At 71.4% G+C, this 25,828-nt stretch carries 25 protein-coding genes; 7 read left to right on the top strand and 18 right to left on the bottom strand.

Going from position 1 to position 25,828, the window contains the following annotated elements:
- Positions 1 to 243: 243 nt before the first annotated feature.
- The 4 genes from SM447_RS07750 (at position 244) to SM447_RS07735 (ending at position 3,874) form a co-directional block, all read left to right on the top strand.
- A complete protein-coding gene (locus tag SM447_RS07750) occupies positions 244 to 993 on the top strand; it encodes a YebC/PmpR family DNA-binding transcriptional regulator (protein ID WP_474572052.1) in 750 nt (249 codons plus the stop codon).
- Between the two features lie 156 nt (positions 994 to 1,149).
- Positions 1,150 to 1,764: a winged helix-turn-helix domain-containing protein gene (locus SM447_RS07745; protein ID WP_474572051.1), complete on the top strand. Its 615-nt coding sequence runs from the start codon at positions 1,150 to 1,152 to the stop codon at positions 1,762 to 1,764.
- Positions 1,761 to 3,032 (top strand): MFS transporter, encoded by a 1,272-nt coding sequence (locus SM447_RS07740; RefSeq protein ID WP_474572050.1) that lies wholly within the window; start codon positions 1,761 to 1,763, stop codon positions 3,030 to 3,032. The genes SM447_RS07745 and SM447_RS07740 overlap by 4 nt, the downstream gene beginning before the upstream one ends.
- 224 nt (positions 3,033 to 3,256) lie before the next feature.
- Entirely contained in the window at positions 3,257 to 3,874 is a 618-nt protein-coding gene (locus SM447_RS07735; protein WP_474572049.1) for a ribonuclease FAU-1 family protein, read from the top strand.
- A gap of 60 nt (positions 3,875 to 3,934) precedes the next feature.
- On the opposite strand, the gene SM447_RS07730 is transcribed toward SM447_RS07735, so the two are convergent.
- From SM447_RS07730 to SM447_RS07690, 9 genes are all read right to left on the bottom strand, one after another.
- A complete protein-coding gene (locus SM447_RS07730; RefSeq protein ID WP_474572048.1) occupies positions 3,935 to 4,996 on the bottom strand; it encodes an ABC transporter permease in 1,062 nt (353 codons plus the stop codon).
- Positions 4,993 to 5,886, bottom strand: coding sequence for an ABC transporter ATP-binding protein (locus SM447_RS07725; protein ID WP_474572047.1), 894 nt, complete (start codon positions 5,884 to 5,886; stop codon positions 4,993 to 4,995). Before SM447_RS07725 ends, SM447_RS07730 begins: the two co-directional genes overlap by 4 nt.
- An 81-nt stretch (positions 5,887 to 5,967) precedes the next feature.
- A complete protein-coding gene (locus SM447_RS07720) occupies positions 5,968 to 6,648 on the bottom strand; it encodes a response regulator (RefSeq protein ID WP_474572046.1) in 681 nt (226 codons plus the stop codon).
- Positions 6,645 to 7,934 carry a sensor histidine kinase gene (locus tag SM447_RS07715; protein WP_474572362.1) on the bottom strand — a complete coding sequence of 430 codons (1,290 nt, stop codon included), beginning with the start codon at positions 7,932 to 7,934 and terminating at the stop codon, positions 6,645 to 6,647. Before SM447_RS07715 ends, SM447_RS07720 begins: the two co-directional genes overlap by 4 nt.
- Before the next feature lie 598 nt (positions 7,935 to 8,532).
- A complete protein-coding gene (locus SM447_RS07710) occupies positions 8,533 to 10,572 on the bottom strand; it encodes a M48 family metallopeptidase (RefSeq protein ID WP_474572045.1) in 2,040 nt (679 codons plus the stop codon).
- Between the two features lie 10 nt (positions 10,573 to 10,582).
- Positions 10,583 to 11,179 (bottom strand): LemA family protein, encoded by a 597-nt coding sequence (locus SM447_RS07705; protein ID WP_474572044.1) that lies wholly within the window; start codon positions 11,177 to 11,179, stop codon positions 10,583 to 10,585.
- Between the two features lie 71 nt (positions 11,180 to 11,250).
- A complete protein-coding gene (locus SM447_RS07700; protein WP_474572043.1) occupies positions 11,251 to 12,195 on the bottom strand; it encodes an HAAS signaling domain-containing protein in 945 nt (314 codons plus the stop codon).
- Positions 12,192 to 12,533, bottom strand: a complete 342-nt coding sequence (locus SM447_RS07695; protein WP_474572042.1) for a PadR family transcriptional regulator — start codon at positions 12,531 to 12,533, stop codon at positions 12,192 to 12,194. The genes SM447_RS07700 and SM447_RS07695 overlap by 4 nt, the downstream gene beginning before the upstream one ends.
- A 150-nt stretch (positions 12,534 to 12,683) precedes the next feature.
- Complete coding sequence (locus tag SM447_RS07690) at positions 12,684 to 13,286, bottom strand: hypothetical protein (RefSeq protein WP_474572041.1); 603 nt, start codon at positions 13,284 to 13,286, stop codon at positions 12,684 to 12,686.
- A gap of 379 nt (positions 13,287 to 13,665) precedes the next feature.
- On the opposite strand from SM447_RS07690, the gene SM447_RS07685 reads away from it, so the two are divergent.
- On the top strand, positions 13,666 to 15,360 hold the full coding sequence (locus tag SM447_RS07685; RefSeq protein ID WP_474572040.1) for a serine/threonine-protein kinase: 1,695 nt from the start codon (positions 13,666 to 13,668) through the stop codon (positions 15,358 to 15,360).
- Here SM447_RS07685 and SM447_RS07680 read toward each other — a convergent pair.
- Positions 15,341 to 15,904, bottom strand: a complete 564-nt coding sequence (locus SM447_RS07680; protein WP_474572039.1) for a hypothetical protein — start codon at positions 15,902 to 15,904, stop codon at positions 15,341 to 15,343. The two genes, SM447_RS07685 and SM447_RS07680, sit on opposite strands and share 20 nt — an antisense overlap.
- Positions 15,894 to 16,436, bottom strand: a complete 543-nt coding sequence (locus SM447_RS07675; protein WP_474572038.1) for an RNA polymerase sigma factor — start codon at positions 16,434 to 16,436, stop codon at positions 15,894 to 15,896. The genes SM447_RS07680 and SM447_RS07675 overlap by 11 nt, the downstream gene beginning before the upstream one ends.
- Before the next feature lie 197 nt (positions 16,437 to 16,633).
- Here SM447_RS07675 and dnaE point away from each other — a divergent pair, with 197 nt between their 5' ends.
- Both dnaE and SM447_RS07665 read left to right on the top strand, forming a co-directional pair.
- Positions 16,634 to 20,167 (top strand): DNA polymerase III subunit alpha, encoded by a 3,534-nt coding sequence (gene dnaE / locus SM447_RS07670; RefSeq protein ID WP_474572037.1) that lies wholly within the window; start codon positions 16,634 to 16,636, stop codon positions 20,165 to 20,167.
- Between the two features lie 126 nt (positions 20,168 to 20,293).
- The gene (locus SM447_RS07665; RefSeq protein ID WP_474572036.1) at positions 20,294 to 21,331 is read left to right on the top strand and encodes an aminotransferase class V-fold PLP-dependent enzyme; all 1,038 of its coding nucleotides are present in this window, start codon (positions 20,294 to 20,296) and stop codon (positions 21,329 to 21,331) included.
- 136 nt (positions 21,332 to 21,467) lie between these two features.
- Here SM447_RS07665 and SM447_RS07660 read toward each other — a convergent pair whose 3' ends face one another.
- From SM447_RS07660 to SM447_RS07630, 7 genes are all read right to left on the bottom strand, one after another.
- Positions 21,468 to 22,325, bottom strand: a complete 858-nt coding sequence (locus SM447_RS07660; protein WP_474572035.1) for an SPFH domain-containing protein — start codon at positions 22,323 to 22,325, stop codon at positions 21,468 to 21,470.
- 144 nt (positions 22,326 to 22,469) lie between these two features.
- On the bottom strand, positions 22,470 to 23,168 hold the full coding sequence (locus tag SM447_RS07655; protein ID WP_474572034.1) for a DUF3618 domain-containing protein: 699 nt from the start codon (positions 23,166 to 23,168) through the stop codon (positions 22,470 to 22,472).
- 16 nt (positions 23,169 to 23,184) lie between these two features.
- Entirely contained in the window at positions 23,185 to 23,586 is a 402-nt protein-coding gene (locus SM447_RS07650) for a phage holin family protein (protein ID WP_474572033.1), read from the bottom strand.
- On the bottom strand, positions 23,583 to 24,263 hold the full coding sequence (locus SM447_RS07645) for a hypothetical protein (RefSeq protein WP_474572032.1): 681 nt from the start codon (positions 24,261 to 24,263) through the stop codon (positions 23,583 to 23,585). The genes SM447_RS07650 and SM447_RS07645 overlap by 4 nt, the downstream gene beginning before the upstream one ends.
- A 178-nt stretch (positions 24,264 to 24,441) precedes the next feature.
- Positions 24,442 to 24,897 (bottom strand): DUF3618 domain-containing protein, encoded by a 456-nt coding sequence (locus SM447_RS07640; RefSeq protein ID WP_474572031.1) that lies wholly within the window; start codon positions 24,895 to 24,897, stop codon positions 24,442 to 24,444.
- Positions 24,894 to 25,325, bottom strand: coding sequence for a phage holin family protein (locus SM447_RS07635; RefSeq protein ID WP_474572030.1), 432 nt, complete (start codon positions 25,323 to 25,325; stop codon positions 24,894 to 24,896). The genes SM447_RS07640 and SM447_RS07635 overlap by 4 nt, the downstream gene beginning before the upstream one ends.
- Before the next feature lie 78 nt (positions 25,326 to 25,403).
- Complete coding sequence (locus tag SM447_RS07630) at positions 25,404 to 25,637, bottom strand: hypothetical protein (protein ID WP_474572029.1); 234 nt, start codon at positions 25,635 to 25,637, stop codon at positions 25,404 to 25,406.
- Between the last annotated feature and the right edge of the window lie 191 nt (positions 25,638 to 25,828).

Below are 25,828 nucleotides of genomic sequence, written 5' to 3'. Positions count from 1 at the left end.
GGGGTCGGCGGGCTGGGGGGTGTTGTGTCGCCCGTTTTGGGGGGTGGGGGGGGGGGCGGCCCGCGGCCGCGGGGGGGGGGGGCCCCCCCCCCCGCCGCACGTCGGTAGGATTGTCGAGATTCGGCAGGGCCATCTGGCCGCCACTGCTTCCACCAGAGCTGACCGGCACCACCGTGTGCGCCGGTGCGGAGCGGGGCGCTCGGTGCGGTCGATGCAGACGGCGGGTAGCAACGGAGGTAACAGATGTCCGGCCACTCAAAGTGGGCGACGACCAAGCACAAGAAGGCGGTCATCGACGCCAAGCGCGGCAAGATGTTCGCCAAGCTGATCAAGAACGTGGAGGTCGCGGCGCGTACCGGTGGCGGTGATCCGGCCGGCAACCCGACGCTCTACGACGCGATCCAGAAGGCCAAGAAGAACTCGGTCCCGAACGACAACATCGACCGGGCGGTCAAGCGCGGCTCCGGCCTGGAGGCCGGCGGCGCCGACTACCAGACGATCATGTACGAGGGGTACGGCCCGAACGGCGTCGCGCTGCTCATCGAGTGCCTGACCGACAACCGCAACCGCGCCGCCACCGAGGTACGCACCGCCCTGACCCGCAACGGCGGCTCCTTCGCCGACGCCGGCTCCGTGTCGTACATGTTCTCCCGCAAGGGTGTGGTGATCGTGCCGAAGGCCGGCACCACCGAGGACGACGTGATGATGGCCGTCCTCGACGCGGGCGCCGAGGAGGTCAACGACCTGGGCGAGGCGTTCGAGGTGGTCTCGGAGCCGGGCGACCTGCTGGCCGTGCGGACCGCGCTCCAGGACGCCGGCATCGAGTACGAGTCGGCCGAGTCCTCGCTGGTGCCCAGCGTCACCGTGCCCCTGGACGAGGAGGGCGCGCGCAAGATCTTCAAGCTGATCGACGTCCTGGAGGACAGCGACGACGTGCAGAACGTGTACGCCAACTTTGACGTGTCCGACGAGATCATGGCCGCTGTCGGCTGAACCTGGATACGAGTTGAAGGCGCCGACCGGCCGGTCGGCGCCTTTCTCGTGCCCCTCGTCGGCCCGCCGGGCGGCTCGACGCTGCGAGAGCGGCTCCCCGGGGGGTGGCGGGGTGAGCACTTGCTAGAGATGTCTTTCTAAAGCATTCTCTACTGTATGACCGAAGAGGTACCCCGGCGCTCGCTCAAGGTGACCGACCCGCGCGCCCTGCGGGCGTACGCCCACCCGCTGCGGATGCGCCTGATCGGGCTGCTGCGCGGCGAAGGTCCGATGACCGCGACCCAGGCGGCGGCACGGCTCGACGACAACGTGCCGAACTGCTCGTTCCATCTGCGCCAGCTCGCCAAGTACGGGTTCGCCGAACGCGTTCCCGGTGCGGATGCTCGGGAACGGCCCTGGCGGGCCACCACGCAGTACACGTCCTGGGACGACGACTCCGACGATCCGGCCATGCGGGAGGCCACGGATCAGATCAACAGCGTGATGGTCGCGCTGTACCTGCAACGCGCGCAGGACTACCTCGCGATCCGCGCCGACGAGCCCGCCGAGTGGCGGGCCGCCGCCGGCTTCGGCGACGCGTTGCTGCACGTCACCGCCACGGAGCTGAGTGAGATCACGGAACAGATCGACGCGCTGCTGGCCAGGTACGACGAACGGATCGCCGATCCGGCGAAACGCCCGCCCGGGTCCCGCCCGGTCACCTTCGTTCAGATGGCGTTGCCGCGAGCGGCCGTACCCCCGCCCGGGACAGCGGGTGGAGACGGGCCGTGACCGAACCCCTCGTCCTGGCCGAACCGGCGCCGCCGCGCCGGCCGCGCATCCCACGGCTGCTCCGGCGGACGGCCTTCCGCCGCTACTGGTCCGCGCAGACCGTCTCGCTCTTCGGCGACCAGATCACCATGCTCGCCGTACCGCTGCTGGCCCTGCTCGCGGTCGGCGCCGGACCCGCCGAGATGGGCTACCTGACCGCCGCGTCGCTGCTGCCGAACCTGTTCTTCTCCCTGCCGGCCGGGGCCTGGGTGGACCGGTACCCGCACCGACGCCAGGTAATGATCATCACCGACCTCGGTCGGGCGGGCCTCCTGCTGGCCGTGCCGCTGCTGTGGTACGCGGACGCACTTAACCTGCTGCTGCTCTGTGCGGTGGCCTTCCTGATCGGCACCCTCTCGGTGTTCTTCGAGGTGGCGCACAGCAGCCTCTTCGCCGCCCTGGTCCGGCGGGCGGACTACGTGGACGCCAACAGTCTGGTCAACGGCAGCAGGGCCATGTCGCACGTGGCCGGCCCGAGCATCGGTGGCGTGCTGGTGCAGGTGCTCACCGCCCCGGTCGCGCTCTTCTCCGGCGTGCTCACCTACCTGGCCTCGGCGGTCTTCCTGGCCCGGACGAGGGTGACCGAGAATCCCGTACCGAGCGGCCCCAGCCGGGGCATGGCCGCCGGCGTGCGCTACGTGGCCCGCTCCACGGTCCTCCGGGCGACGCTGCTCGGCACCACCACCCTCAACCTGTTCAACTACATGTTCGCCGCGCTCTTCGTGCTGTACGTGACCACCGAACTGGGTGTCTCCCCGGGTGTGCTGGGCCTGATCATCGGGGCCGGCGCGGTCGGCGGACTGCTCGGCGCGGTGGTCACCGGACCGGTCAGTCGCCGGATCGGCATCGGCCCCGCGGTGCTCGTCGGTTTCGTCGCCTTTCCGGCTCCGCTGATCCTCGTGCCGCTGGCCACGGGGCCGCAGCCGCTGGTGCTCGCGCTGCTGTTCATGGCCGAGTTCGTCGCCGCGCTGGGTGTCATGGTCCTCGACATCGCGGTCGGATCGGTGCAGATCGCGGCCACCCCGGTGGCGATGCTCGCCGTGGTCTCCGGTTTCCGCCGCACCGTCAACTACGGCATCCGGCCGATCGGTGCCGTGATCGGTGGGACCCTCGGCGCCGCGATCGGGGTACGTCCCGCCCTCTGGATCGCCAGCCTCGGGGCCCTGCTCGGGCTGCTCTGGGTCGTCTTCTCCCCGCTGCGAACCATGCGCACGCTGCCCGGAGGTTGACGTCCCGCGCGGAGCGGCCCAGCCCAGGAACGGTCGAACAACTCGGCCGGCGTCGGCGGTCGCTGCCCGGCCAGCCGCAGCAGTCTCCGGTTGCCCGTAGGGTTGACCCGGGTCAAAGAGCCGGTGGCGGACCTGATGCAGGGCAAGGTGTAGCGGAAGGCGGATGTGGCGGCGTGGATCCGGGAGCATCGGCCGGAGTTGGCGGGGGACTGACCTCGGAGCCGGTGACCGGACGCTTCGCACCGGGTCAGGTGGTCGTACGGCGGGAGATCCTGCGCGGCGAGGTGTGGTTCGGCTGTCCGACGATCTGCGTCGAGGATTCGCCCGACCTGCTCGCGCTCTACCTGCCCACCGGCGCCGAGTTCGGTTTTCCCGAGCGGGGTGAGTTCCCCTGCGGGCGGCACCCGTGGCAGCTCGCCGGGCACACCGCCTGGACGGGCCACGGCAAGCTGATGCTCCAGCGGCCCGGTGAGGCGCACTCGGTCGACGTGTTCTGGTCCGGCCCGGAGCGCGCCTTCGCCGGCTGGTACTTCAACCTCCAGGACCCGTTCCGGCGTACCCCGATCGGGGTGGACACTCTCGACCACGAGCTGGACCTGTGGTGGGCGGCGGACGCCGACCGGTACGTCTTCAAGGATGTGGAGATCTTCGCCGAGCGGCTGGTGGAGGGGCGTTACCCGGGCATGGGCGAGGCGATCCGCGCCGAGGGTGACCGGATCGCCGCCCGGCTCGACGCCGGTGAACGCTGGTGGGACGAGTCCTGGTCGACCTGGCAACCCGACCCCGCCTGGCCCGTCCCCCGCCTGCCGGCGGACTGGGCAGCCATCCCACCCCACCGCTGACCGTCTGCACCCGTGGCAGCAACTTCGGGGAAACTGCTGCCTCGACGCGCAGTGGCGGGCTCAGCCCAGCGTCTCGCGCTCCCGCCAGGCGGTGCGGACCGAGGTGCGGCCGTTGGTACGCAACAGTGAACCCTCGTAGACCCGGGCCCCGGCGAGCAGGAAGCCGACCGCCGTGATCAGCAGCAGAGCCAGCGAGACGACCAGCTCCCACGCGGCGGCGTCGCCGGTGAACAGCCGCAGCGGCATCGCGGTCGGCGAGGAGAACGGCAGGTAGGACAGCACCCGCATGGCGGTGGAGTTGTCGTTGAGGAAGATCACCGCGAAGAACGGCAGCATCACCGCGAGCTGTACCGGCATCGACACACCGCCGATGTCCTCCAGCCGGTTGACCAGCGCCCCGGCCGCCGCCCACATCGACGCGATCAGCACGAAGCCGAGCAGGAAGAACGGCACGAACCAACCGATCGCCGGCCCGAGCAGCGACAGCAACGTGTCGTTGTCGCCAAACGCCATGCCGACCACCGCGACCACGGCCACCAGAGCGATCTGTCCCAACGCGAGAACGGTGCCGGCGATCATCTTCCCGGCCAGCAGGGCGCGGACCGGCACCGCGGCGACGAGGATCTCCACGATCCGGGTCTGCTTCTCCTCGATGATGCTCTGCGCGATCTGCGCCCCGAAGGTCTGCGAGGTGATGAAGAAGATGAAGGCGAAGGCGAACGGCACCAGGAAGGCGACCACCGGATCGACCGCGTCCGGGTTCAGCAGCCGCACCGGGGGCTCGGTGCTCAACGCGGAGACCACATCGTTGGGGGCGTCGTTCATGGCGAGTACGGCCGGGCCGGCGACCACCGCGGCGTCCGCGTCACCGTCCCGGACCGCCTGCTCGGCGGCGGCGTCATCGGGTACGGCGAGCACTTCCAGCCCGGCCGCGCGCAACGGGCCGGCCGCCGCCTCGGTCACGGCCACTGTGGACGGGCCACCGGACAGCAGCGGCGGCAGGATCGTCGCCGCCGCGGCGAGCAGCAGGAAGAACACGGTGCTGATCAGGAAGGTACGGTCGCGCAGCTTGACCCGGATCTCCCGGGCGGCGACCAGGCGGGTGGCCTGCATGACGTTCACTGGGCGACCTCTCGGAAGATCTCGGCGAGGGTGGGGGTGACCGGCCGGAACGCGCGCACCGGTCCGCGTTCCAGGGCCGCGCGCAGCACCAGCTGTTCGTCCGCCTCGGCGGCCAGGTCGAACACGGCGCGCGCGCCGTCGAGGTCCACCAGGCTCACCCCGGGCAGGTCGCGCAGCCAGCCGGCGTCGGTGGCCACCACCAGCTCGTAGCGGGGCGAGGTGTACGCCGAGCGCAACTGCTCCCGGCTGCCGGCGGCGCGGATCGCGCCGTCCGCGATGATCACCAGGTCGTCGCAGAGCCGCTCGACCACGTCGAGCTGGTGGCTGGAGAAGAGCACCGGTGCCCCGGCGGCGGCCCGCTCCCGCAGGACGCCGACGACCGTGTCCACGGCCAGCGGATCCAGGCCGGAGAAGGGCTCGTCGAGCACCAGCACCTCGGGATCGTGCACCAGGGCGGCGGCGATCTGGGCGCGCTGCTGGTTGCCCAGCGACAGCGTCTCCAGCAGGTCGTCACCCCGCTCGGCGAGACCGACCCGCTCCAGCAACCCGTCGGTGGCGCGCCGGGCGGCGTCGGCGGGCAACCCGTGCAGCTGACCCAGGTAGGTCACCTGCTCGCGGGCGCTCATCTTCGGGTAGAGACCGCGTTCCTCCGGCATGTAGCCGAATCGCCGCCGCACCTCCCGGCTCAGCGGCTCGCCCTGCCAGGTCACCCGGCCGGCGTCCGCGGCGAGGACCCCGAGGATGATCCGCATGGTGGTGGTCTTACCGGCGCCGTTGCCACCGACGAAGCCGGTCATCCGGCCGGCGACGACGTCGAAGGAGACATTCCGCAGTACCTGACGGTCGCCGAAGCTGCGGTCGACGCCGTCGAGTCGGAGCACGTTGGTCACGTTCTCCACGCTAGATCGTCGATCTTGGTTGGCCGTCCGTCCGGGGGCGGAGATCCGGGCTCCGCCTCGCGGGGGAGACGCTCAACCGCCGGGCCGGACCACCCCGTGTTCGTACGCGAAGACCACCGCCTGTACCCGGTCGCGCAGGCCCAGCTTGGCCAGCACCCGGCTGACGTGTGACTTCACGGTCGCCTCGCCCAGATGCAGCCTGCCGGCGATCTCGGCGTTGCTGGCGCCCCCGGCGACGAGCACCAGGACCTCCCGTTCCCGGGGCGTGAGACTGCCCAGCGCCGCCCCCGATGCCACGTCACCGCCGGGCGGTCCGCCCGGACGGGCGAAGGTGGCGATCACCCGCCGGGTGAGTTCCGGGGCGAGCAGGCCGTCGCCACGGGCCACCACCCGGATCGCGTCGACAAGCGTTTCCGGTGTGCCGTTCTTGAGCAGGAAGCCGCTCGCCCCGGCACGGAGCGCGGCGAACAGATAGTCGTCGCGGTCGAACGTGGTCAGCATCAGCACGGCCGGCCCGCCCGGCTCGTCCTCGTCGGCACTGATCCGCCGGGTGGCCTCCAGTCCGTCGACGCCGGGCATCTCCACATCCATCAGCACCACGTCCGGGCGGAGCGCGCGGGCCATGCTGACGGCCCGTTCCCCGTCGGCGGCCTCGCCGACCACCTCGATGTCGTCCTCGATCTCCAGGATGACCCGGAAACCGGTACGCACGAGGTGGTGGTCGTCGACGAGGAGCACCCGGATCGGGTTCACGCCGGGCTCCCCACCGGAAGCGGGATGCGGACCCGGACCCGCCAGCCGCCGCCGGTACGCGGTCCGACCTCCAGTTCGCCACCGTGGGCCGTGACCCGTTCCCGCATGCCGATCAGTCCCATTCCGTCGGTGTTCGCCGGACGGGTGGCCCGGCCGTCGTCGGTCACCTCGACCTCCATCTCGTGCGCCAGATAGCGGATCCGAACGTCGAGCAGACTCGCTCCGTTGGCGTGCTTCAGCACGTTCGTCACGGCCTCCTGCACCACCCGGTACGCGGCCTGGGAGACCGACTCGGGCAGCGGCTGCGGATCGCCGTACACCCCCAGGGTGGCGCGTAGCCCGGCCTCACCGGCCCGCTCCACCACGGCGGCGATCTGGTCGATCCCGGCCGGCTGCCCGGCGCGGTCCGAGTCGCCGTCGCGGGCTCGCAGCACGCCCAGCATCCGACGCAGTTCGTCCACCGCCTGCCGCGCCGTCTCCTCGATGGAGGCGAGGGCGGTACGGGCCTTGGCCGGATCCTTGTCGAAGACCCGCCGGCAGGCCGCCGCCTGCACCCCCATCACCGACACGTGGTGGGCGACGACGTCGTGCAGCTCGCGGGCGATCCGGACCCGCTCGCCGACCACGGCGTGCTCACGTACCTCGGCCTGCGACCGGCGCAGCCGTTCCGCCTGCTCGGCCAGTTGGTGCTGGCGGCGGGCGGCGACCCAGGCGGTCTCGCCGAAGAAGTACGCGAAGCCGAAGTACAGCGCGTTGACCAGGACGCCGGTGACGACTGCGGCGAGCACCGGCGGCACCGGGCCGACGGCGTCGGCGAAGGCGTTCTCGGTGAGCCTGCTGAAAGTGATCGTGTAGGAGATCCCGAGCCACCCGAACATGGCGGCGATCACGCCGATCCGCAGTCGCCGGGACAGCCGTCGGTCCCGACCCCAGGCGCCCAGCGTGTAGATCGCGATGAACAGCGCCCAGGAGGAGAGCTGCCACTCGGGCACGGCGCGGACCTGCGATCCGATGAACGCGGCCGACACGGCCAGGGCGGCGATGGCGGGGAAACGGCGTCGCCACACCAGCGGCAGCGGCACGGCCACGGTCCAGATGAGCTGTTCGATGCCGGACGGCGGCGGTCCGAGGAGGAACGTCCCGGTGCTGCGGGCCAACGTCAAACTGAGCAGGGCGAGCACCGTCGCGGCCAGCCCCAGGTACAGGTCGATCCGCCGCTGCTCGGGCGTCGGCCCCGGCCGCCGCCACTCCTCGCCGGTCTCGCCCTGCCGCCACTCGTCACTGATCTCGGCGGGCCGCCACTCGGCCGTCTCGCTGGTCACCCTGGGCAGCATGCCATCCCCTCGCCCCTCGCCCCTGCCCCTGCCCCTCGCCCCTGCCCCTCGCCCGCAGCTTCGGGCCAGATCGACCACCGCCCAACCGCCCTTGGCCCGCCCGCACAACACTCGGCGACCCCGCAACCCTCGCGGTCTTCGTAGCCTGCGCGGCCTCGCCTGGCTTCTGCCCGCTGCACTGGCCCTCACCGACAGTGCTGCCCGGCCTACCCCCACCTCCTGACCCGCACGCCCTTTGCTCTGCTTCAACCGACGCAATCATCACGATAGGTAACAGCGATTGATGTACGCGCAACTTCAGGCTGGCATGACATGCCTGCTCAAGCCTCCTGTGCGTGGGTTGAAGCAGAGCAAAGCGTGCGCAGGGGGATAGGGGTGGGTCGCGCAGGTGTCACACACAGTGAAGTTACTCTCCGTGTCCGGCTGTGGTGGACTGCAGTGGGGCAGCCAACCGTCGACTCGGCGGCGCTTGGCGCGGCTTGGCGCGGCTTGGCGCGGCTGCTCACGGCGACACCGCCGCTGCCGGTCGGGCCGGACCTTGGGAGGCGGGTCAGGCGGCGCCTTCGCCGACCATCGGTGGTAGCGGGCAGTGCAGCAGGCCGCAGATCGTCCGCAGCAACTCGATCTCGGGCACCGTCATGGTCCCGTCGTGGCTGATCACCGCGACGGTGGCCGCCACCAGCCGTTCCTTGTCGGCCGGCCGCAAACCGTCCAGCACCGGCCAGGCGGTCTCCAGGGCGAGCACGCCGTTCTCCGGCGGCGCGTACGGCAGGTTCGTGCCCGGCAGTAGCGTGGCGACGCCGGCCTGGAAGGCCCGCTCCGCTTCCAGCTGGTCCGGCTGCCCGACCTGGGCGAGGATGGCCAGCAGGGCGGCCGCCGCCGAGCGCGCGTCGGTGAGTTTGCGCCGGTCGGTACGCCACCGGGAGTCCGGCCGTAACGACTCCTCCAGTTCGGCCAGCAGCAGCCGGGACAGGCAGTACTCCGTCACGTTGATCGCGCCGTCGGCGTGGATCAACGTGAACACGGCCGCCAGCAGTGACTCAAGTTCGGCGTCGGGACGCTCACGCAGCGCCGGGAAGGCCAGCTCGGCCAGCGGCAACCGCAGCTCGGCGGGGAGGTCGGCCAGGTCGTCCGCGGCGTGCAGCGCGCCGTCGGCCAGGCCGTGGCCGTGCCGCTGGGCCACCGCGGCGTGCTGGTGCTGCCGGACCTCCGGCTCGGCGCTGAGCAGCAGGCCGAGCAGCAGCGGTACGGCCGCCTCCCGATCGCGAGCCCGGTCCAGCAGTGGATCGGGGATCCGGTCGAGGATCGCCGCGGCGTGGGTGTAGGCGCTCTCGGTCGGCGCGGCCACCCGGCCCAGCACCTCCTCCGGCGCGACGCGTACCCGCTCGCCGCGCCCCTGCCGCGCCTGCCGCGCCTGCCGCGCCCGACCCGGCGTCTCCCGCCCCGCCGCAGCCGGCTGGCCCGGTGCCCCCGGCTGGCCCGCCGCAGCCGGCTGGCCCGGTCCGCCCGGCTGGCTCGGTGCGGCGGCCGGTGCCAGACCCAGCGCGATGTCCTCCTGCCGGCCCGACGGCGGAGCCGCCGCCCACTGCCGCGACAGCCGTTGCAGCTCGGCCGGGTCGAACGACGGCTCCAGGGCCTTGATCCGGTCGGCCAGCGGGGGATGCGTGGCGAACCACGACGTCCGGGCCGCCTCGCCGAAGAGCATGTGCCCCACCTCGTCGCGCTTCGCAGACTTCAGCTCGGACCCGTCGGTCAGGCCGCCGATCTTCTTCAGCGCGCCGGCGATGCCCCGGGTCTGGCGGGTATACTGCACCGCCGAGGCGTCGGCGAGGTACTCCCGCTGCCGGGACACCGAGGCCTGGATGAGCCGCCCGGCGAGGACTCCCACGTAGCCGGCCACCAGCAGCGCCAGACCCACCAGCGCAAGCGGGGCGGCGCTGCCGCCACTGTTGTTGCCGCGTGACCGGCCACCGCCGATGACACCGGCGCGGGCCAGCCCACGGCCGATCACGGTCAGGAAGAGGATGCCGAACAGCAGGCCCATCAGCCGGATGTTGAGCCGCATGTCGCCGTTGACGACGTGACTGAACTCGTGGGCGATGACGCCCTGGAGTTCGTCGCGGTTGAGTCGCTGCAACGCACCCCGGGTGACGGCGACGGCCGCGTCGGACGGGGTCCAACCGGCGGCGAAGGCGTTGATCGCCGTCTCCTCGGGCAGGACGTAGACCTCGGGAACGGGTACGCCGGAGGCCAGCGCCATCTCCTCGACGACGTTGCGCAGGCGGCGCAGCTCCGGGTCGGTGGTGTTCGCCGGCACCGGCACCCCGCCCAGCTCGCGGGCCACCTTCCCACCGCCGCCGCGCAACGCGAGCGTACGCACCAGGGCGGCCAGCCCGATCGCGGCCACCGTGGCCACGGTGACCATGGCGACGAACCCGGCCAGCTCGCCGGGGTCGGCGGCGGCGGCGTTGAAGGCGAACACCGCCGCGAGGTTCACCACCACCACGATGCCGACCACGGCCAGCAGGAACAGCAGCACCAACCGGGTCGACAGCCGGCGTACCTGGCGCTGTCGTTCGAAGAAGTTCATGCGGGCCCGATCAGAACGAGACCTGCGGCGCCTGGCGCTGCTGCGGGTCGTCCGGCTGGAACAGCGCCGCCGGGCCGAACGAGAACATCCCCGCCACCACGCTGGACGGGAACACCTCGCGCTTGTTGTTGTAGGCCATCACCGCGTCGTTGTACGCCTGCCGGGCGAACGCGACCCGGTTCTCCGTGGAGGTCAGCTCCTCGGACAGTTGCATCATGTTCTGGTTGGCCTTGAGGTCCGGGTACGCCTCGGAGAGCGCGAACAGCCGACCCAGGGTGGCGGTGAGCGCGTTCTCCGCGCCGCTGAGTTGCTGCATCGCCGCCGGGTCACCGGGTGCCGCCGCCGCGTTGGCCTGGGCGTTGACGGCGGCGTTGCGGGCGTTGATCACCGCCTCCAGCGTCTCCCGTTCGTGCTTGAGGTAGCCCTTGGCGGTCTCGACCAGGTTGGGGATGAGGTCGTGCCGCCGGACGAGTTGCACGTCGATCTGGGCGAAAGCGTTGCGGTACGCGTTGCGGGCCCGGACCAGCCCGTTGTAGATCGAGACGCCGAAGCCGACCACCGCCACGACGATCAACACCAGGCACACCAGTCCGATGATCACTTCCACGGCCGCTCCCTCGGTGCGTGTCGGTTCTTCCGCTGATCATCGTACGGTTGTTGGTCCAGGCCCGCTCCTGCTCAGCGCGCGGACCGACGTGCCTTGACCGCGCTGTCGACCGTGTCCCAGATCGTGATGGCGACGATCGCCACGATGCTGATCCGGGCGACCGTGTCGAGACCGCCGTCACGCAGCCAGGCGAAACGAGCGACGAAATCCGGATTGAGCAGCCGGTCTTCGAGCAGCAGCCAGATCGTCGGCACCGCGAACGCAAGGTTCAGTACGGCGTTGACGCCGACGAGCGGCCACGTCCACCGACGGGCACGGTACTTGGCGATCTCCAGCGCGATGTTGGCGACCAGGACGAGGAGGAACAGCGGCAGCCAGATCGTCCACAGCGCCGGATCGAGGATCGGCAGGCGCTCGCCGTCGGGCGCGACCACCGACTGGAACTGCTGCCACGGCAGAAAGGCGATGAGCAGCACCAGGAACACGATCGAGGCGCACACGTCGGTGAGGGTGACGTCCCGTTCGGCGGGGTGGTCGGGAAGCTGGTCGACGCTCCAGTCGGGCAGGTTCAGCGGGGTGCCGAGGCGTTCCATCACCGCGAAGACAAGGGTCACCCAGAAGGCGATCTGCACCGCGACGTTGAACGCGACGCTCACGCCCGTGCCGATCGCGCCGGCCGGATTGTCGGTGGTCGTGGCCTGGACCACCCCCACCGCCACCCCGGCGATGGCGGGGACGATGCTGAGCAGCAGGATCAGCAGCCGTTGCCAGGCCAGGTAGTAGGCGGGGCCGATGAGCTGGAGCCGACGGTCGGCGTAGCGGGCGGCGAGCTGGGCCGGGTCACCCAGCTCGGTCAGCACCTCGCGTTCGGCCGTTCCGGCGTCCTGCCCGGCGGCGGTCCGGCCGTCGATCATGTCGTCGATGGAGGCGCGCAGTTCGGTGGCGATCTCCTCGCGTCGGCCGGTCGGCACCGAGCGCAGGGTCGCGGCCAGGTAGCGGTCGGTCAGGGAGGTCATCGGGGGGCTCCTTCGATCAGGGTGGCCAGGGAGGTCTGTACGGCGGAGAGGTCGTCGAGCAGGCGTCGGAGCACCTGCTCGCCCGACTCGCTGGTGCGGTAGAACTTTCGCGGTCGGCTCTCCTCGGTGTTCCACTCGCTGGTCAGGAGCCCCTGCTCCTCGAGTCGCCGCAGCAGGGGATAGAGGGTGTTCGCGTCGACCGGAAAGCCGTGCCCGGTCAGGCGTTGCAGCAGGGCGTAGCCGTAGTCGGGCCGGCGCAAGGCGACCAGGCTGGCCACCACCACCGTGCCCCGGCGTAGCTCCTGTAGGTGGGTCCGTAGGACGTCATCGCTGACCATGTGTCACACCATACTGTGTGACACACACTATTGTCCATCACCCAACGATGTTGCCGACCCCGACATCGTGTGACGGAAGCACCCCGTACCCGGCGACGCGGGGCGACCGGTTCTCCGGACGCCCCGCGTCGTCACTCCGGTATTCGCCGCTCAGCAGGTGCTGCCCTGCCGGAAGCGGCGTTCCACGAAGGACGCCGTACCGACCTGGAAGGCACCGACACCGGGCCGGATCGGGTGCCCGGTGAACAGCTCCACCCGCGAGCCCACCCGTACCAGGTACGCGGTGGCGGTGCCCGCGTCGTTGCGGATCAGGTCACCGCGCGGACCGTAGATCGTCTCCAACTCGGTGAAGCTCATGCCGACTCCCGCTCCGGCGGGGGAGTAGGGCGGGGCGGTGGCGGTGTTCACCTCGACCAGCCGGCCGTGCCGGAAGGCCAGCAGGATCACACCCGCCCAGGCACCGGTCGCACCGGCGGCGACCACACCGTCGCAGCTGGCGACGGACCAGTCGATCAGTCCGGCGGCGGTGAGCCGGTCGAGGCTGGTGCCGATCCGGTACGGGCCGGCACCCCGCACGCTCAACACGTCGGTGCCGGACGCAGGCACGCCGAGGCGGCCGCTCCACCCGGTGACCGACCGGCCGGTGCTTGCGTAGGTGCCGGTGCCGGTGCCGGTGCCGCTGGCGCTGCCAGTGACGGTGATGCTGGCGGTGGTGACGCGGGTGGCGCCGACCGCTGGATACGCGGCCGTCACCTCCGGAGCGACCGGACGAGGTGGGAGTGCGGCACGGGCCGGAGCGGCCCCGACGAGGGCCAGGACAGTCGCGACAGCGACATACACGAGACGGTGCACAGAAATCGCCTCCTCGGCATCGAGTTCCTACTCCCTTCGTCTCCGCACCCACCCCCGCAGTTCGCCCCGTCCTGGCCCCGCCCACCCCAGCGCGTCGATCTTGCAGTTTCGTTCGCCGTGATGCGGCTTATGGACCGTTGTGCGGCGACAGAAAGTGCAAGATCGCGGGGCGAGGGGGTGGGGAGGGGTGGGGTGGTTGCTGTGGGGGTGGGGGAGGGGGAGGGTGGCGGGAGGGGCGGGGGCTTGGTGATGGGGCCGGGAGGGGCGGGGGCGGGTGGGGGTGCCGGAGGGGATCGGGGAGTACCGGGTGGAGCGGCTGCTCGGGGTGGGATCGTTCGCGACCGTCTGGCTGGCGTACGACCCGGTCGCGGACACCCGGGTGGCGATCAAGGTGTTGGCGGAGAACTGGCACCACGACGTACGCGTCCGGGAACGCTTCCTGGACGAGGCCCGGCTGCTGCGCCGGATGGCGGACGACCGGCTGATCCGGGTACGCCTGGTGGGGGAGTTGGCGGACGGACGGCCCTACACGGTGCTGGACTGGGCCGACGGCGGCAGCCTTCGGGAGCGGCTGGCGACCGGGCCGCTGCCCCGGGCGACCGCGCTGAACCTGCTCGCCGAGATCGCCGCCGGGGTGGCCGTGCTGCACCGGCACCGGGTGGTGCACCGCGACCTGACGCCCGGCAACATCCTGTTCCGCTCGGCCGCCGACGGCGAGCGGGTGCTCATCGCCGACCTCGGCCTGGCCAAGGCGCTCGCCGTCGCCTCGGGCCTCACCATGCGCGCCGGCACACCCGGTTACATGGCACCCGAGCAGGACGACCCGCTCGCGATCGTCGACGAACGTGCCGACGTGTACGCCCTCGGTCGACTCGGTCTGCGACTGCTCGCGCCGTCGGCCCACCCTGACGATCTTGGTACGAAACAGCCCTCGCAGGGGCACATTGCGACCAAGATCGCGGGCGGCGCGGGGAGGGTGAGTGAGGGGTGGGGGGCGGTGACGGGGGTGCTGCGTCGGGCTGTCGCCGAACGCCCGGACGACCGGTACCCCGACGCCGAGGCGTTCCGAGCGGCGCTGCTGCGGGCGGCGCGGCAGAGCCGGGAACCGACCGGCGTGGACACCGGGCCGTGGGCGCCCTCGGCAGCCGGTATCGCTGACGCTGACGCGGCGGCTTCGACCGCATCGGCGTCGGGCGCGGCGGGTTCAACCGCGACGGCGCCAGGCACGGCGGCACCGGGCGCGACGGCGCCAGGCACGGCGGCACCGGGCGCGGTGGCTTCGACCGCGATGGGGTCGGGCGCGGTGGCTTCGACCGCGATGGGGTCGGGCGCGGTGGCTTCGACCGCGATGGGGTCGGGCGCGGTGGCTTCGACCGCGATGGCGTCGGGTGCGGCGGGTCCGGTGGTGGCGGGCCTGAGGCGGTCGCCGTGGTTGCGGGCGGTCGCGCTGACGGTGGTCCTGGTGGGGGCGGGGGGTGCGGTGGCGGGGGACTCGGCGACGCCCAGCGACACGGCGACGAGCGGTCCGCTCAGCGTGGTGCTGCCCGCCGGTTGGCGGGCGGCCGGCACCGGATGGGCCGGGCGGTACGACGCGTCGGGGCGACTCGAACCGGCCCTGGTGATCTCGCCCGAGCCGCGCCGGTGGGCCACCGACCCGAGCGTGCCGGGCGCCTTCCTCGGGTTGTCGGCGACCGCCGCGCGTCGCAGCGACGCGGGCACGTTCGTCGCCGAGCAGCCGCATGCCGACTGCACCCCCGTCCCGCCACGGCGGGCGCTGCGGGGTGGCCTGGAGTGGGTGGTCGCCCGCTTCGACTGCCCGTCCGGACGCCCGGTGCTGGTGGAGGCCGCCGCCCTGTCCGCCGCCGGACTGCTCTACGCGCAGGTCGTGCCCCCGCCCGGCGGCGGTGACGAGTTCGTGGACGCGTTGCTCGACGGGGTAGGGGTGCGACAGCAGGTCAGCGCACGACCACCGTGATCACGTCCGTGCCGGCGGCGCGCGGAACGAACACCTCCACGGTGCCGCTCCGGACGAACCGCAGGTCGACCACGCCGGCCTCGTAATGGCTGTCCACCAGCTCCTCGCGGTCGACGGTGACCTCGCCCGGGCCGATGTCCCGGAGCCGCAGCACCCCGCCGGTGGCGAAGCAGAGCGACGACGGCAGTGGCCCGGGGTCGGACAGGGACAGCTCGTACCGGACCGCACCGAGGCAGACCTCGGACAACGTGGGCGTGGGCGTGGGCGACGGAGCGGGGGTGCCGCTTCGGGTGGCGGGGATGCGAGGCACCGGGGCAGGTCGGGTGGTCGCGGTCACCGGCGGCGGGCCGGTTCGTGTCCGGCTCGCCTCGGTCGTCGCCCGCGTGGACGGCACCGGTGGCGGGGCGCTGCCGGCAGCCGGTGGGCGTACCGGCAGCGGCGCGACGGGCTCGTCGGCGCAGCCGGCGGTACCCACCACGAGCACGACGGCCAGGGCCAGCGCCGGCGCGGTCGGGCGGCGCCGGCCGGGCGGGTCAGCCGGCACCGGTGAGCCGTCGCCGGACCTGCCGGCGGGCCTCGTGGATGCGGGACTTCACCGTTCCCTCGGGCAGGTCGAGCAGCTCGGCGATCTCGCGGTAGTCGAGGTCGAGCACGTCACGCAGGGTCAGTACCTCGGCCAGTTCGGGTCGGACCGCGTCGAGCGCCTCCAGCAGGTCAAGTCGGGTACCGGCGACGACGCTGGTGCGGCGTGGGTCGGGCCGGTCCGGCAGCGGCGTCCCGGCGGCCTCCAGCAGCCACCGTCGGCGCAGGCTCCGGTAGGTCGAGCGGGCCCGGTTCGCGGTCAGCCGGTACAGCCAGGTGTGGAACGACGAGCGGCCCTCGAACCGGTCGATGCCCCGCGCCACCGCGAGCAGCGCGTCCTGGCAGGCCTCCTCCGCGTCTTCCCGGTTGGGCAGGAGCCGGCCGCACAGCCGCAGCACCTCCGGACGGACCGCCGCCAGCAGGGCGTCGAGGGCTGCCGGATCGCCGCGAGCCGCGGCTCCGGCCAGGTCGTCGATTCCGTCCGCGAGGGCCATCGCACCGTCCCGTGCTCACCCGGTGTTGCGGTGGGCGTTCAGGCTACGCCGGTGCGGGTCGGCGTGTCCGGCCCCGAGTCCACCAGCCGACACGGACCGGCCCGGCGACGGGCGCGCGGCGCGCTGGAGTGGCCGACGGCGACGGGGTTAGGGTTAGCCCCGACCGACTCGATCATCCGACCCGGGGGGGCCTCCGCATGGGCGATTCGTTCGCGCATCTGCACGTGCACACGGAGTACTCGATGCTCGACGGGGCGGCCCGGCTCAAGGACCTGTTCGCCGAGGTCAAGCGGCAGGGAATGCCGGCGGTGGCGATGACCGACCACGGCAACATGCACGGCGCGAACGAATTCTACAAGCAGGCGATGGCCGCCGGCGTGACCCCGATCCTGGGCATCGAGGCGTACGTGGCGCCGGAGTCACGGTTCCACAAGCAGCGGGTGCGCTGGGGCCGGCCGGAGCAGAAGAGCGACGACGTCTCCGGTAGCGGTGGCTACACCCACAAGACGATCTGGGCACGCAACAAGACCGGCCTGCACAACCTGTTCGCGCTGACCTCGCGTTCCTACACCGAGGGCTACTTCGTCAAGTGGCCCCGGATGGACACCGAACTGCTCGCCCAGTACGCCGACGGCCTGATGGCGACCACCGGCTGCCCCTCCGGCGAGGTGCAGACCCGGCTCCGGCTCGGCCACGACGCGCAGGCACTCGAGGCCGCCGCGAAGTACCAGGACATCTTCGGCAAGGAGAACTACTTCCTGGAGCTGATGGACCACGGCCTGGACATCGAGAAGCGGGTACGCGACGGGCTACTGGAGATCGGCCGCAAGCTGAACATCCCGCCGGTGGTCACCAACGACTCGCACTACACGCACGAGGCGCAGTCCGAGGCGCACGACGTGCTGCTCTGTGTGCAGACCGGCAGCAACGTCGCCGACCCGAACCGGTTCAAGTTCGGCGGCAGCGGCTACTACATCAAGTCCGCCGACGAGATGCGTGGGGTGGACGGCTCCGACGCCTGGCTGGAGGGCTGCCGTAACACCCTGCTGGTGGCGGAGCGGGTCGACCCGACCGGGATGTTCGAGTTCCGCAACCTGATGCCGCGGTTCCCGGTGCCAGAGGGGGAGACCGAGGAGTCCTGGTTCCGCAAGGAGACCTTCGCCGGGCTGGCCCGCCGCTACCCGGAGGGCATCCCCGAGGGGCACGTCGTGCAGGCCGAGTACGAACTGGGCGTCATCATCCAGATGGGCTTCCCGTCGTACTTCCTCGTGGTGGCCGACTTCATCCAGTGGGCCAAGGCGCAGGGCATCGCCGTCGGTCCCGGCCGTGGTTCCGCGGCCGGTTCCCTGGTCGCGTACGCCCTGGGCATCACCGACCTGGACCCGATCCCGCACGGGCTGATCTTCGAGCGGTTCCTCAACCCCGAGCGGGTCTCCATGCCGGATGTCGACATCGACTTCGACGAGCGTCGGCGCGGTGAAGTGATCAAGTACGTCACCGACAAGTGGGGCGAGGACAAGGTCGCGCAGATCGCCACCTTCGGCACCATCAAGGCCAAGGCCGCGATCAAGGACTCGGCGCGGGTGCTCGGCTACCCGTACGCGGTCGGCGACCGGATCACCAAGGCGATGCCGCCGGCCGTGATGGGCAAGGACATCCCGCTGACCGGCATCTTCGACCCGAAGCACCCCCGCTACGCCGAGGCCGGCGAGATCCGTGGCCTGTACGAGTCCGACCCCGACGTCCGCAAGGTGATCGACACCGCCAAGGGCATCGAGGGGCTGATCCGGCAGACCGGGGTGCACGCCGCCGGCGTCATCATGTCCGCCGAGCCGATCATCGAGCACATCCCGTTGATGCGCCGCGACGCCGACGGGGCGATCATCACCCAGTTCGACTACCCGACCTGCGAGTCGCTCGGGTTGTTGAAGATGGACTTCCTCGGCCTGCGCAACCTGACCATCATCGACGACGCGCTCAAGAACATCGAGCTCAACCACGGTCGCAAGGTGGACCTGCTCAAGCTGCCGTTGGACGACAAGCCGACGTACGAGCTGCTGGCCCGCGGCGACACCCTCGGCGTGTTCCAGCTCGACGGCGGGCCGATGCGCTCCCTGCTGCGGCTGATGAAGCCGGACAACTTCGAGGACATCTCCGCCGTCCTGGCGCTGTACCGGCCCGGCCCGATGGGCGCCAACTCGCACACCAACTACGCGTTGCGCAAGAACGGGCTCCAGGAAATCACCCCGATCCACCCGGAGCTGGCCGAGCCCCTGGAGGAGATCCTCGGCCCCACCTACGGCCTGATCGTCTACCAGGAGCAGGTGCAGCGCGCGGCCCAGGTCCTCGCCGGGTACAGCCTCGGCAAGGCCGACCTGCTGCGCCGCGCGATGGGCAAGAAGAAGAAGGAGGTCCTCGACAAGGAGTTCATTCCGTTCCGCGACGGGATGAAGAGCAACGGCTACTCCGACGAGGCCATCAAGACCCTCTGGGACATCCTCGTCCCGTTCGCCGACTACGCCTTCAACAAGGCGCACACCGCCGGGTACGGCCTGGTGTCGTACTGGACCGGTTACCTGAAGGCCAACTACCCGGCCGAGTACATGGCGGCGCTGCTGACCTCCGTCGGCGACGACAAGGACAAGATGGCCATGTACCTGTCGGAGTGCCGGCGGATGGGCATCCAGGTCCTGCCGCCGGACGTGAACACCTCGGCGGGCCCGTTCACCCCGGTCGGCCGGGAGATCCGCTTCGGCCTCGGCGCGATCCGCAACGTCGGCGCGAACGTGGTCACGGCGATCATGCGCTGCCGCGAGGAGAAGGGCGAGTACGCCGACTTCTACGACTTCCTGTCCAAGGTGGACGCGGTGGTCTGCAACAAGAAGACCATCGAATCCCTGATCAAGGCGGGGGCCTTCGACTCGCTGGGGCATCCCCGTAAGGGCCTGCTCGCGGTGCACGCCGACGCCATCGACGCGTACGCCGACGTCAAGCGCAAGGAGGCCGTCGGGCAGTACGACCTGTTCGGCGCGGGCTTCGGTGACACCGAGACGGCGACCACCACCACGGTCATGCCGACCATCGCCGAGGGGGAGTGGGACAAGCGCGACAAGCTCGCCTTCGAACGGGAGATGCTCGGCCTGTACGTCTCCGACCATCCGCTGTTCGGGCTGGAACACATCCTCGGAGCGGCGGCCGACACCACCATCGCGGCGCTCTCGGAGGAGGGCACGGTGCCCGACGGCGCGGTGGTCACCCTGGCCGGCATCCTTTCCGGCGTGCAGCGACGGGTCACCAAGCAGGGGCGGGCGTGGGCCTCGGCGACCCTGGAGGATCTCGCCGGTGGCGTGGAGACGCTCTTCTTCCCGAACACCTACGAGGTGATCGGGCAGTACATCGCCGAGGACGCGATCGTGGTGGTCAAGGGCCGGGTCGACCGGCGCGACGACACCCCGCGCATCATGGCGATGGACATGTCCCTGCCGGACGTCAGTACCAGCACGGCCAACAAGCCGGTCACCCTGACCATCCCGGTGACCCGCTGCACCCCGCCGCTGGTGGAACGGCTCAAGGAGACCCTGGTGCTGCATCCCGGCGACGCGGAGGTGCACGTCAAACTCCTCAACGGCACCCGTACCACCACCCTGCGCCTGAGCCCGGTCCGAGTGGCCGCCACCACCGCCCTCATGGCCGACCTGAAAAGCGTCCTAGGCCCCGCCAACGTCACCTGACCCGGTACCCCCCGGGCTACCTCCCACCCCATGATCAACAGGAGCGGGTGGGTGGGGTGGGGGGTGGGGGCCACGGGGGTGGGATTGGCGCTTAGGGGTGGCTGCCAGGGCGGCTAGCGTCGGGGCGTGGAACTGGAGCAGGCACAGAAGCTGTGGCAACCGCAGCCGGGCTGGCTGAACACCGCCAGCTACGGGTTGCCGCCCGACCCGGCCTGGGACGCGTTGCAGGACGCGTTGGCCGCGTGGCGGGCGGGGCGGGGGTCGTGGGAGAACTGGGGCGACGCGACCGATCGGTGTCGGGCGGCGTTCGCCCGGCTGGTCGCGGTACCGGTGGCCGACGTCGCGGTCGGCGTCGGGGTCTCCCAGTTGCTGGCACCGGTCGCCGCCGCGCTGCCCACCGGCGCTCGGGTGGTCGTCCCCGAGGTCGAGTTCACCTCCAACCTGTTCCCCTGGCTGGTGCAGGCGGAACGGGGGGTGGAGGTCCGTACCGTCCCGCTGGATGAACTGGCCGCCTCGGTCGACGCCGGCACCGACCTGGTGGCGTTCAGCCTGGTGCAGTCCGCCGACGGCACGGTCGCCGCGTACGACGAGATCGTCGCGGCGGCCCGGGCCCACGGCGCCCTCGTCGCGGTGGACGCCACCCAGGCCTGCGGCTGGCTGCCGTTCGACGCGGCCCGCGCCGACGTGGTGGTGGTCGGCGGCTACAAGTGGCTGATGGGTCCGCGCGGCACCGGGTTCGCCTACCTGGCGCCCGAGCTGCGGGACCGGCTGCGGCCCGACGCCGCCGGCTGGTACGCGGGTCGCGATCCGCACGCCTCCTACTACGGTCCGCCGCTGCGGCTGGCCGACGACGCCCGCCGGTTCGACCTCTCGCCGGCCTGGTTCAGCTGGGTGGGCGCGGCCCCGGCGCTGGAACTGCTGCTGGAGATCGGGGTCGAGCAGGTGCGGGCGTACGACGTGGCGCTGGCCAACCGGTTCCTCGCCGGGCTGGGGCAGCCGCCGGGGAACAGCGCGATCGTCACCGTCGAGGTGCCGGGCGCGCAGGAGAAGCTGGAACGTGCCGGGGTACGCGCGGCGGTGCGGGCCGGCCGGGTCCGCGCCTCCTTCCACCTCTACTCCACCGTTGAGGACGTCGACCTGGCCCTCGACGCACTCACCTCCTGACCGCGCCGACCCTCGCCGCACCGGACGGCTCGCCGGTGTGCGGCCGGCGCCCGCCGCCCGTCCTCGCCACCTGACCGGCGAGGGCGGGCGGCACCACCAGCGCAGCGGTGTGCCGGCGGGGCGGTGACCCGGTGCCTCACTTGCCGGTGACGATGCCCGGGTTGATGCAGAGCCCCGGCGTGCTGCCGTTCTTCTCGGCGATCTCCAGGCAGCGGGTCACCTTGTCCACCTTGGCGTTGGTCTCGGTGATCTGCTTCTGGATCTCGGCGTTGCGCCGGTCCTGTTCCAGGTTTCGGGTCTGGGCGAGCTTGTCCTGGAACGCCTTGATGTTGCCCTCGGTCTTCTCGTCGTGGTTGACCCGGGTGATGGTGACCGACAGGATCTCGACATCGTCGGCCAGCCGGCCCTCGGCGTTGGACTTGATGCTCTCGGAGAAGGGCTTGAGGTCGACGTTCAGGTTGCCGGTCCGCGAGTCGATGCGCTCCAACGGGTTGTAGGTGGCGAAGGCGTCGTTCACCGCACTGTCGAGCTGGACGCCGACCCGCTGCCCCCGGAAGCTGTCGAAGTCGCCCTTGTAGTCCATGAACTGCTTGGGCGCGTTCTCCGGCTGGACCTGCCACTCGACCAGCACCTCCACGCAGGCGTCGGCCAGGGTGCCGGTACGCACCCGCACGCACTGGTTGGTGCCGATGTGGTCGTACTTCTGCCGCCCGGCGTCCCACTCGCCGACCCGCTGCCACGGCATCACCCACTTCAGGCCGGAGCCGGTGATTTCACCGGTCGGCTTGCCGAAGCTGGTGACGATGCCCACCGAGCGGATCGGGACGGAGTGGGCGCTCGACATGGCGAGCAGACCTACCGCCACGAGCAGGGCGCTCAGCGCCACCAACGCACCGGTACGTCCTACGGTCCGCGCCGGCCCGAAGCGGGCGACGGCGGCGGCGACCGCCGCGACGATCGCGCTGATGATCGCAAGGGTGAAGCCGATGGGCATGCGCTCGACACCTTTCCCAGCAGGGGTGTGGATCAAGGTAGTCGAGCGCGGCAAGCCCGTCGCAGGCGCCGGCGAGCGACCACACGCGTCCGCCCCGGGTCGGCTGCCCAGGGCGGACGCGGTGTCGAGCGCGTGCGACGCGTCCTAGAACCGTTGGGACGCCTGACGCGCGTCGTCGCGTACGTGCTGGGCCTGCTCGGTGCCCGCCTCGCGCACGGTGGCGGCGCCCCGCGAGGCCGTGGACTTGACCGCCTGCGACGCTTCCTGCACAGGCTCGCGCAGGTTGTCCTGGACCTGGTGCATCACGTCGCCGGCCTTCTGCTTCACCTGGTCGGCGTGTTCCATGGCCTCGTGCCGGGCACGCTCGGCGAGTTGCTGTTCCTTCCGGCTGGGTGGCAGGAGGGCGGAGGCGAGCATGCCCACCCCGAAGGCGATCACCCCGGCGGCGAGCGGATTGCCCTCGGCCCGTTCCTTCGAGGCGTGGGCGAGCGACTGCGCGCGATGCCCGGCCGCCGAGACGGCGTCCGAGGTCTGGTGCGCCGCGTTCGACACGGCGTCCGAGGTCTGGTGCGCCGCGTTCGACACCGCCCCGGTTCCCTGGTGCACCGTGTCCGAGACGCGGTGGCCGACGTCGTGGGCCTGGTGCATCGTGACGTCCCGGGTGTGCCTCGCGGTACCCATCACCCGGTCGACGATGCGGCTGAGCCGGCCGCGGGCGCGCGTCACCGGGACGCTGGCGATCCGGCGCGGGTTCACCTTGTGGGACAGCGCGTCGACGTCGTTGCTCAACTCGGCTCGGGTGTGCTCGATGTCGTGCCGGATCTGCTCCGGATCGCTGGACATGATGGCTCCCTTCGGCTCAGCGGCCCCTCACCGCGTCGGGTATCTCCTGCGCCGTCTGCCTCGTGCGCGGAAGGGGTTTGATGGTGCGTAGCTGCTTGCGGGCCCGGGACGCGAGCACGGCGCCGATGACGGCCCAGATCACGGCGACGAGGAGCGCGGCCCAGCCCTGGTCCATCACGTTGGACAGGCCCCACCAGAGGGCGTGCGACACGAAAATCAGGGTGAGCAGCCCGGCGACGGCGGCTGCGGCGAACATTCCCGCCACGCTTCCGATGCCGCGGGCCTCCTGGCGCAGCTCGGCCTTGGCCAGGTCGACCTCTTTACGCAACAGGGTGGAAAAGTTGCGGCTGGCGTCGGACAGCAGTTCACCGATGGATGCCTGCGTCCGGTCGGTGCCACCACCCGCGGGCGCACTCACGGTCCCACCTCGCGGCCGGTTGGGCCGGGGCGCACGGGCGCGCTGGGACCGACCGGCGGCATCTGCGGCGGGTGCGGTTTCGGCGGCATCGGCGGCCCCTGCGGCACGGTGCGCCCGGTCGGACGGATCTGGTCAGGGGGTGGCCCCTGCTCGCCGTGGTCCTCCTGGCCGTCCTCGCCGCTGGTGAGGGCACGACCGAGCCGTCCCGCGAGCAGACCGGCGATCGCTGCACCGGCGAGGAACGTGCCGGGGTGCCGCCGGGCGTAGTCGCGCACCTCCCGTACCAGGTCTCCGGGTTCCCGTTCGTCGAGCCAGCCGGCCGCCTGTTGGGCCGCCTGGGCACCGCGCCGGGCGACCTCGGTCGCCATGCCGCTCTGATCACCCGAGTCGGCCATGGACCGAAGCTGGTCCCCGAGCGTGCGGAGGCTCTCGGCTGCACGGTTCTGCTGCTCCTGAGCCTGGGTTCGCGCCTGTGAGGAAACCTCCTTGACCAGGTTGCGCGCCTGGTGGCGGGTTTCCGCGACCACCTCCCTGCCCTGCTCGGCCGTCTCGTGGGCGAGCTGTCCGCCGGCCTGTGCCGTCTCCCGCCCGACCTGCGTAGCCTCCTGCCGGACCTTGCCGACCCCGTCACCGCCCGACCTGTCAGGCGGGGAGCCGCTTCTCCCAACCGCTGTCATTCGATCTCCCCTCTTCGGGCCCGCCAGCGACGAGCACGGGGACGCTTACCCTCACGATCCCGATGTACTCGTCCGCCGGCGGCCTGCCCCACCTGGGCAAAGAGGCGGAATTCGGCTGGACCCGAGAGCTTTCATGAACAGCGGTGGCCGGGCGTAGCACCGCCACGCGGGCCGACGGTCACCTCGCCCGGCGGCGGCGGTAGGCCGCGAGGCCAAGGGCTGCTGCTGCGGCACCGGCGGCGGCGAGGATCGGCACGGGCCTGGCACGGACCGAGGCACCGATGCGGGCCGTCGCGCCACGGGCCGACGTGAGGACGGCTGTCCGTTCACTGGACACCGTCGAGCCGGCCGTGTCGGCCGCGCGGCGAACCGTCCGGGTCAGGGCGGTGGCCCGTTCGGATGCCTTCCGGCTCATCTCGCGCGTCGCCCAGGTCATGGTGGTTCGTGCCGTCGACCGGGCCTCGGTGGCCTGCTGCCGGAGCCCGTCGGCGACTCCGCCCGCTCTCGCCCGGAGGCGACCCTTGACGTCGGACTTGGCGGCCAGCGCGGCAACGGTGTCCCCGAGTTGCTCACGCGTCTGCTGGATCTCCTGACGGACCTGCTCCGGGTCGCCACTGCCGTTCGCCGCACTCATGATCGCCTCCTGTTCGCCGCGTTGCGGATGGTCTCGGCGTCGGCACGCACGCTGTCCCTGGTGGCAGTTGGAGTGGCCGGCATGGCCTCGGTGACCTGCTTCTTGCCGCGGCGGGCCGCAATTGCGGCCGCGATGAGCAGGACGATCCCGACGACGAGTGCGGCGAGCGCATCTGGCATGAACGCACCCAGAACCAGCACTGCGGCGGCGACCAGCGCACCGCCGGCGTAGAGGCCCAGCATGGCGCCGCCGCCGAGCATCCCGGCACCGGAACCGGCACGTCTACCCTTCGCCGCCATCTCCGCGCGGGCCAGTGTCAACTCGTCGCGCACCAGGCGGGTGATCTGTTCGACGGCTCGCTGCACCAACTCGGCGACCGGTGTGTCCGGGGAGGCGGCGCCCGGGCCGCCACTCGTTCCGTCGGCCATGGCGCCCTACCCGTTCCCGCACAGGATCCAGGCCGACACCGATGACCTGACCGGCGAGGTTGCTGTGTAATGCACGGCTCAGCCCTGTTCGACCGCTACCGGCACCCCGACCGGGGTCGGTGCGGCACGGTCGAAGCGCCCGTCGAGGGCGGTGCTGGTGCCGTCGGCGATCCCGGAGTTCCCGCCCGCGAAGCCGGCGCCGCGCCGGGCACGACGCCGCAGCGTCAGCGTGCCCGCCGCACCGGCCAGACTGCCTATCGCGAAGGCCAGGACCAGGGCGGGTCGGGTGTTCGGTGTCCTCCTGCGTGCCATGATCGCTCCTTGAGTCAAATATTCCTCTTATCCCGATTGTCCCTTCTGGCGGCCGGGCTGTCGGGCTAATCGGCGCACGTGCATGCAGGTCAGACAGGGACTTGACGCGACCACCAGCCGGGAATTATCAATACGGACCAGTTCCGTATCGTATTGTGGCGGGGGTCGGCCGTGGATCGAGCCGCCGTGTC

The sequence above is a fragment of the Micromonospora aridisoli genome (assembly GCF_056150025.1).
Note: the sequence above shows the minus strand (reverse complement) of the source record. Positions and strands in the feature narration are given on the sequence as shown.

Bases quoted from the DNA above. Each gene is read 5' to 3' on its own strand.
- SM447_RS07745 (WP_474572051.1), top strand. From the start codon at position 1,150: ATGACCGAAGAGGTACCCCGGCGCTCGCTCAAGGTGACCGACCCGCGC.
- SM447_RS07645 (WP_474572032.1), bottom strand. From the start codon at position 24,263: ATGACAGCGGTTGGGAGAAGCGGCTCCCCGCCTGACAGGTCGGGCGGT.
- SM447_RS07750 (WP_474572052.1), top strand. From the start codon at position 244: ATGTCCGGCCACTCAAAGTGGGCGACGACCAAGCACAAGAAGGCGGTC.
- SM447_RS07635 (WP_474572030.1), bottom strand. From the start codon at position 25,325: ATGGCCGACGGAACGAGTGGCGGCCCGGGCGCCGCCTCCCCGGACACA.
- SM447_RS07630 (WP_474572029.1), bottom strand. From the start codon at position 25,637: ATGGCACGCAGGAGGACACCGAACACCCGACCCGCCCTGGTCCTGGCC.
- SM447_RS07695 (WP_474572042.1), bottom strand. From the start codon at position 12,533: ATGGTCAGCGATGACGTCCTACGGACCCACCTACAGGAGCTACGCCGG.
- dnaE (WP_474572037.1), top strand. From the start codon at position 16,634: ATGGGCGATTCGTTCGCGCATCTGCACGTGCACACGGAGTACTCGATG.
- SM447_RS07655 (WP_474572034.1), bottom strand. From the start codon at position 23,168: ATGTCCAGCGATCCGGAGCAGATCCGGCACGACATCGAGCACACCCGA.
- SM447_RS07640 (WP_474572031.1), bottom strand. From the start codon at position 24,897: ATGAGTGCGGCGAACGGCAGTGGCGACCCGGAGCAGGTCCGTCAGGAG.
- SM447_RS07675 (WP_474572038.1), bottom strand. From the start codon at position 16,436: ATGGCCCTCGCGGACGGAATCGACGACCTGGCCGGAGCCGCGGCTCGC.
- SM447_RS07700 (WP_474572043.1), bottom strand. From the start codon at position 12,195: ATGACCTCCCTGACCGACCGCTACCTGGCCGCGACCCTGCGCTCGGTG.
- SM447_RS07660 (WP_474572035.1), bottom strand. From the start codon at position 22,325: ATGCCCATCGGCTTCACCCTTGCGATCATCAGCGCGATCGTCGCGGCG.
- SM447_RS07710 (WP_474572045.1), bottom strand. From the start codon at position 10,572: ATGAACTTCTTCGAACGACAGCGCCAGGTACGCCGGCTGTCGACCCGG.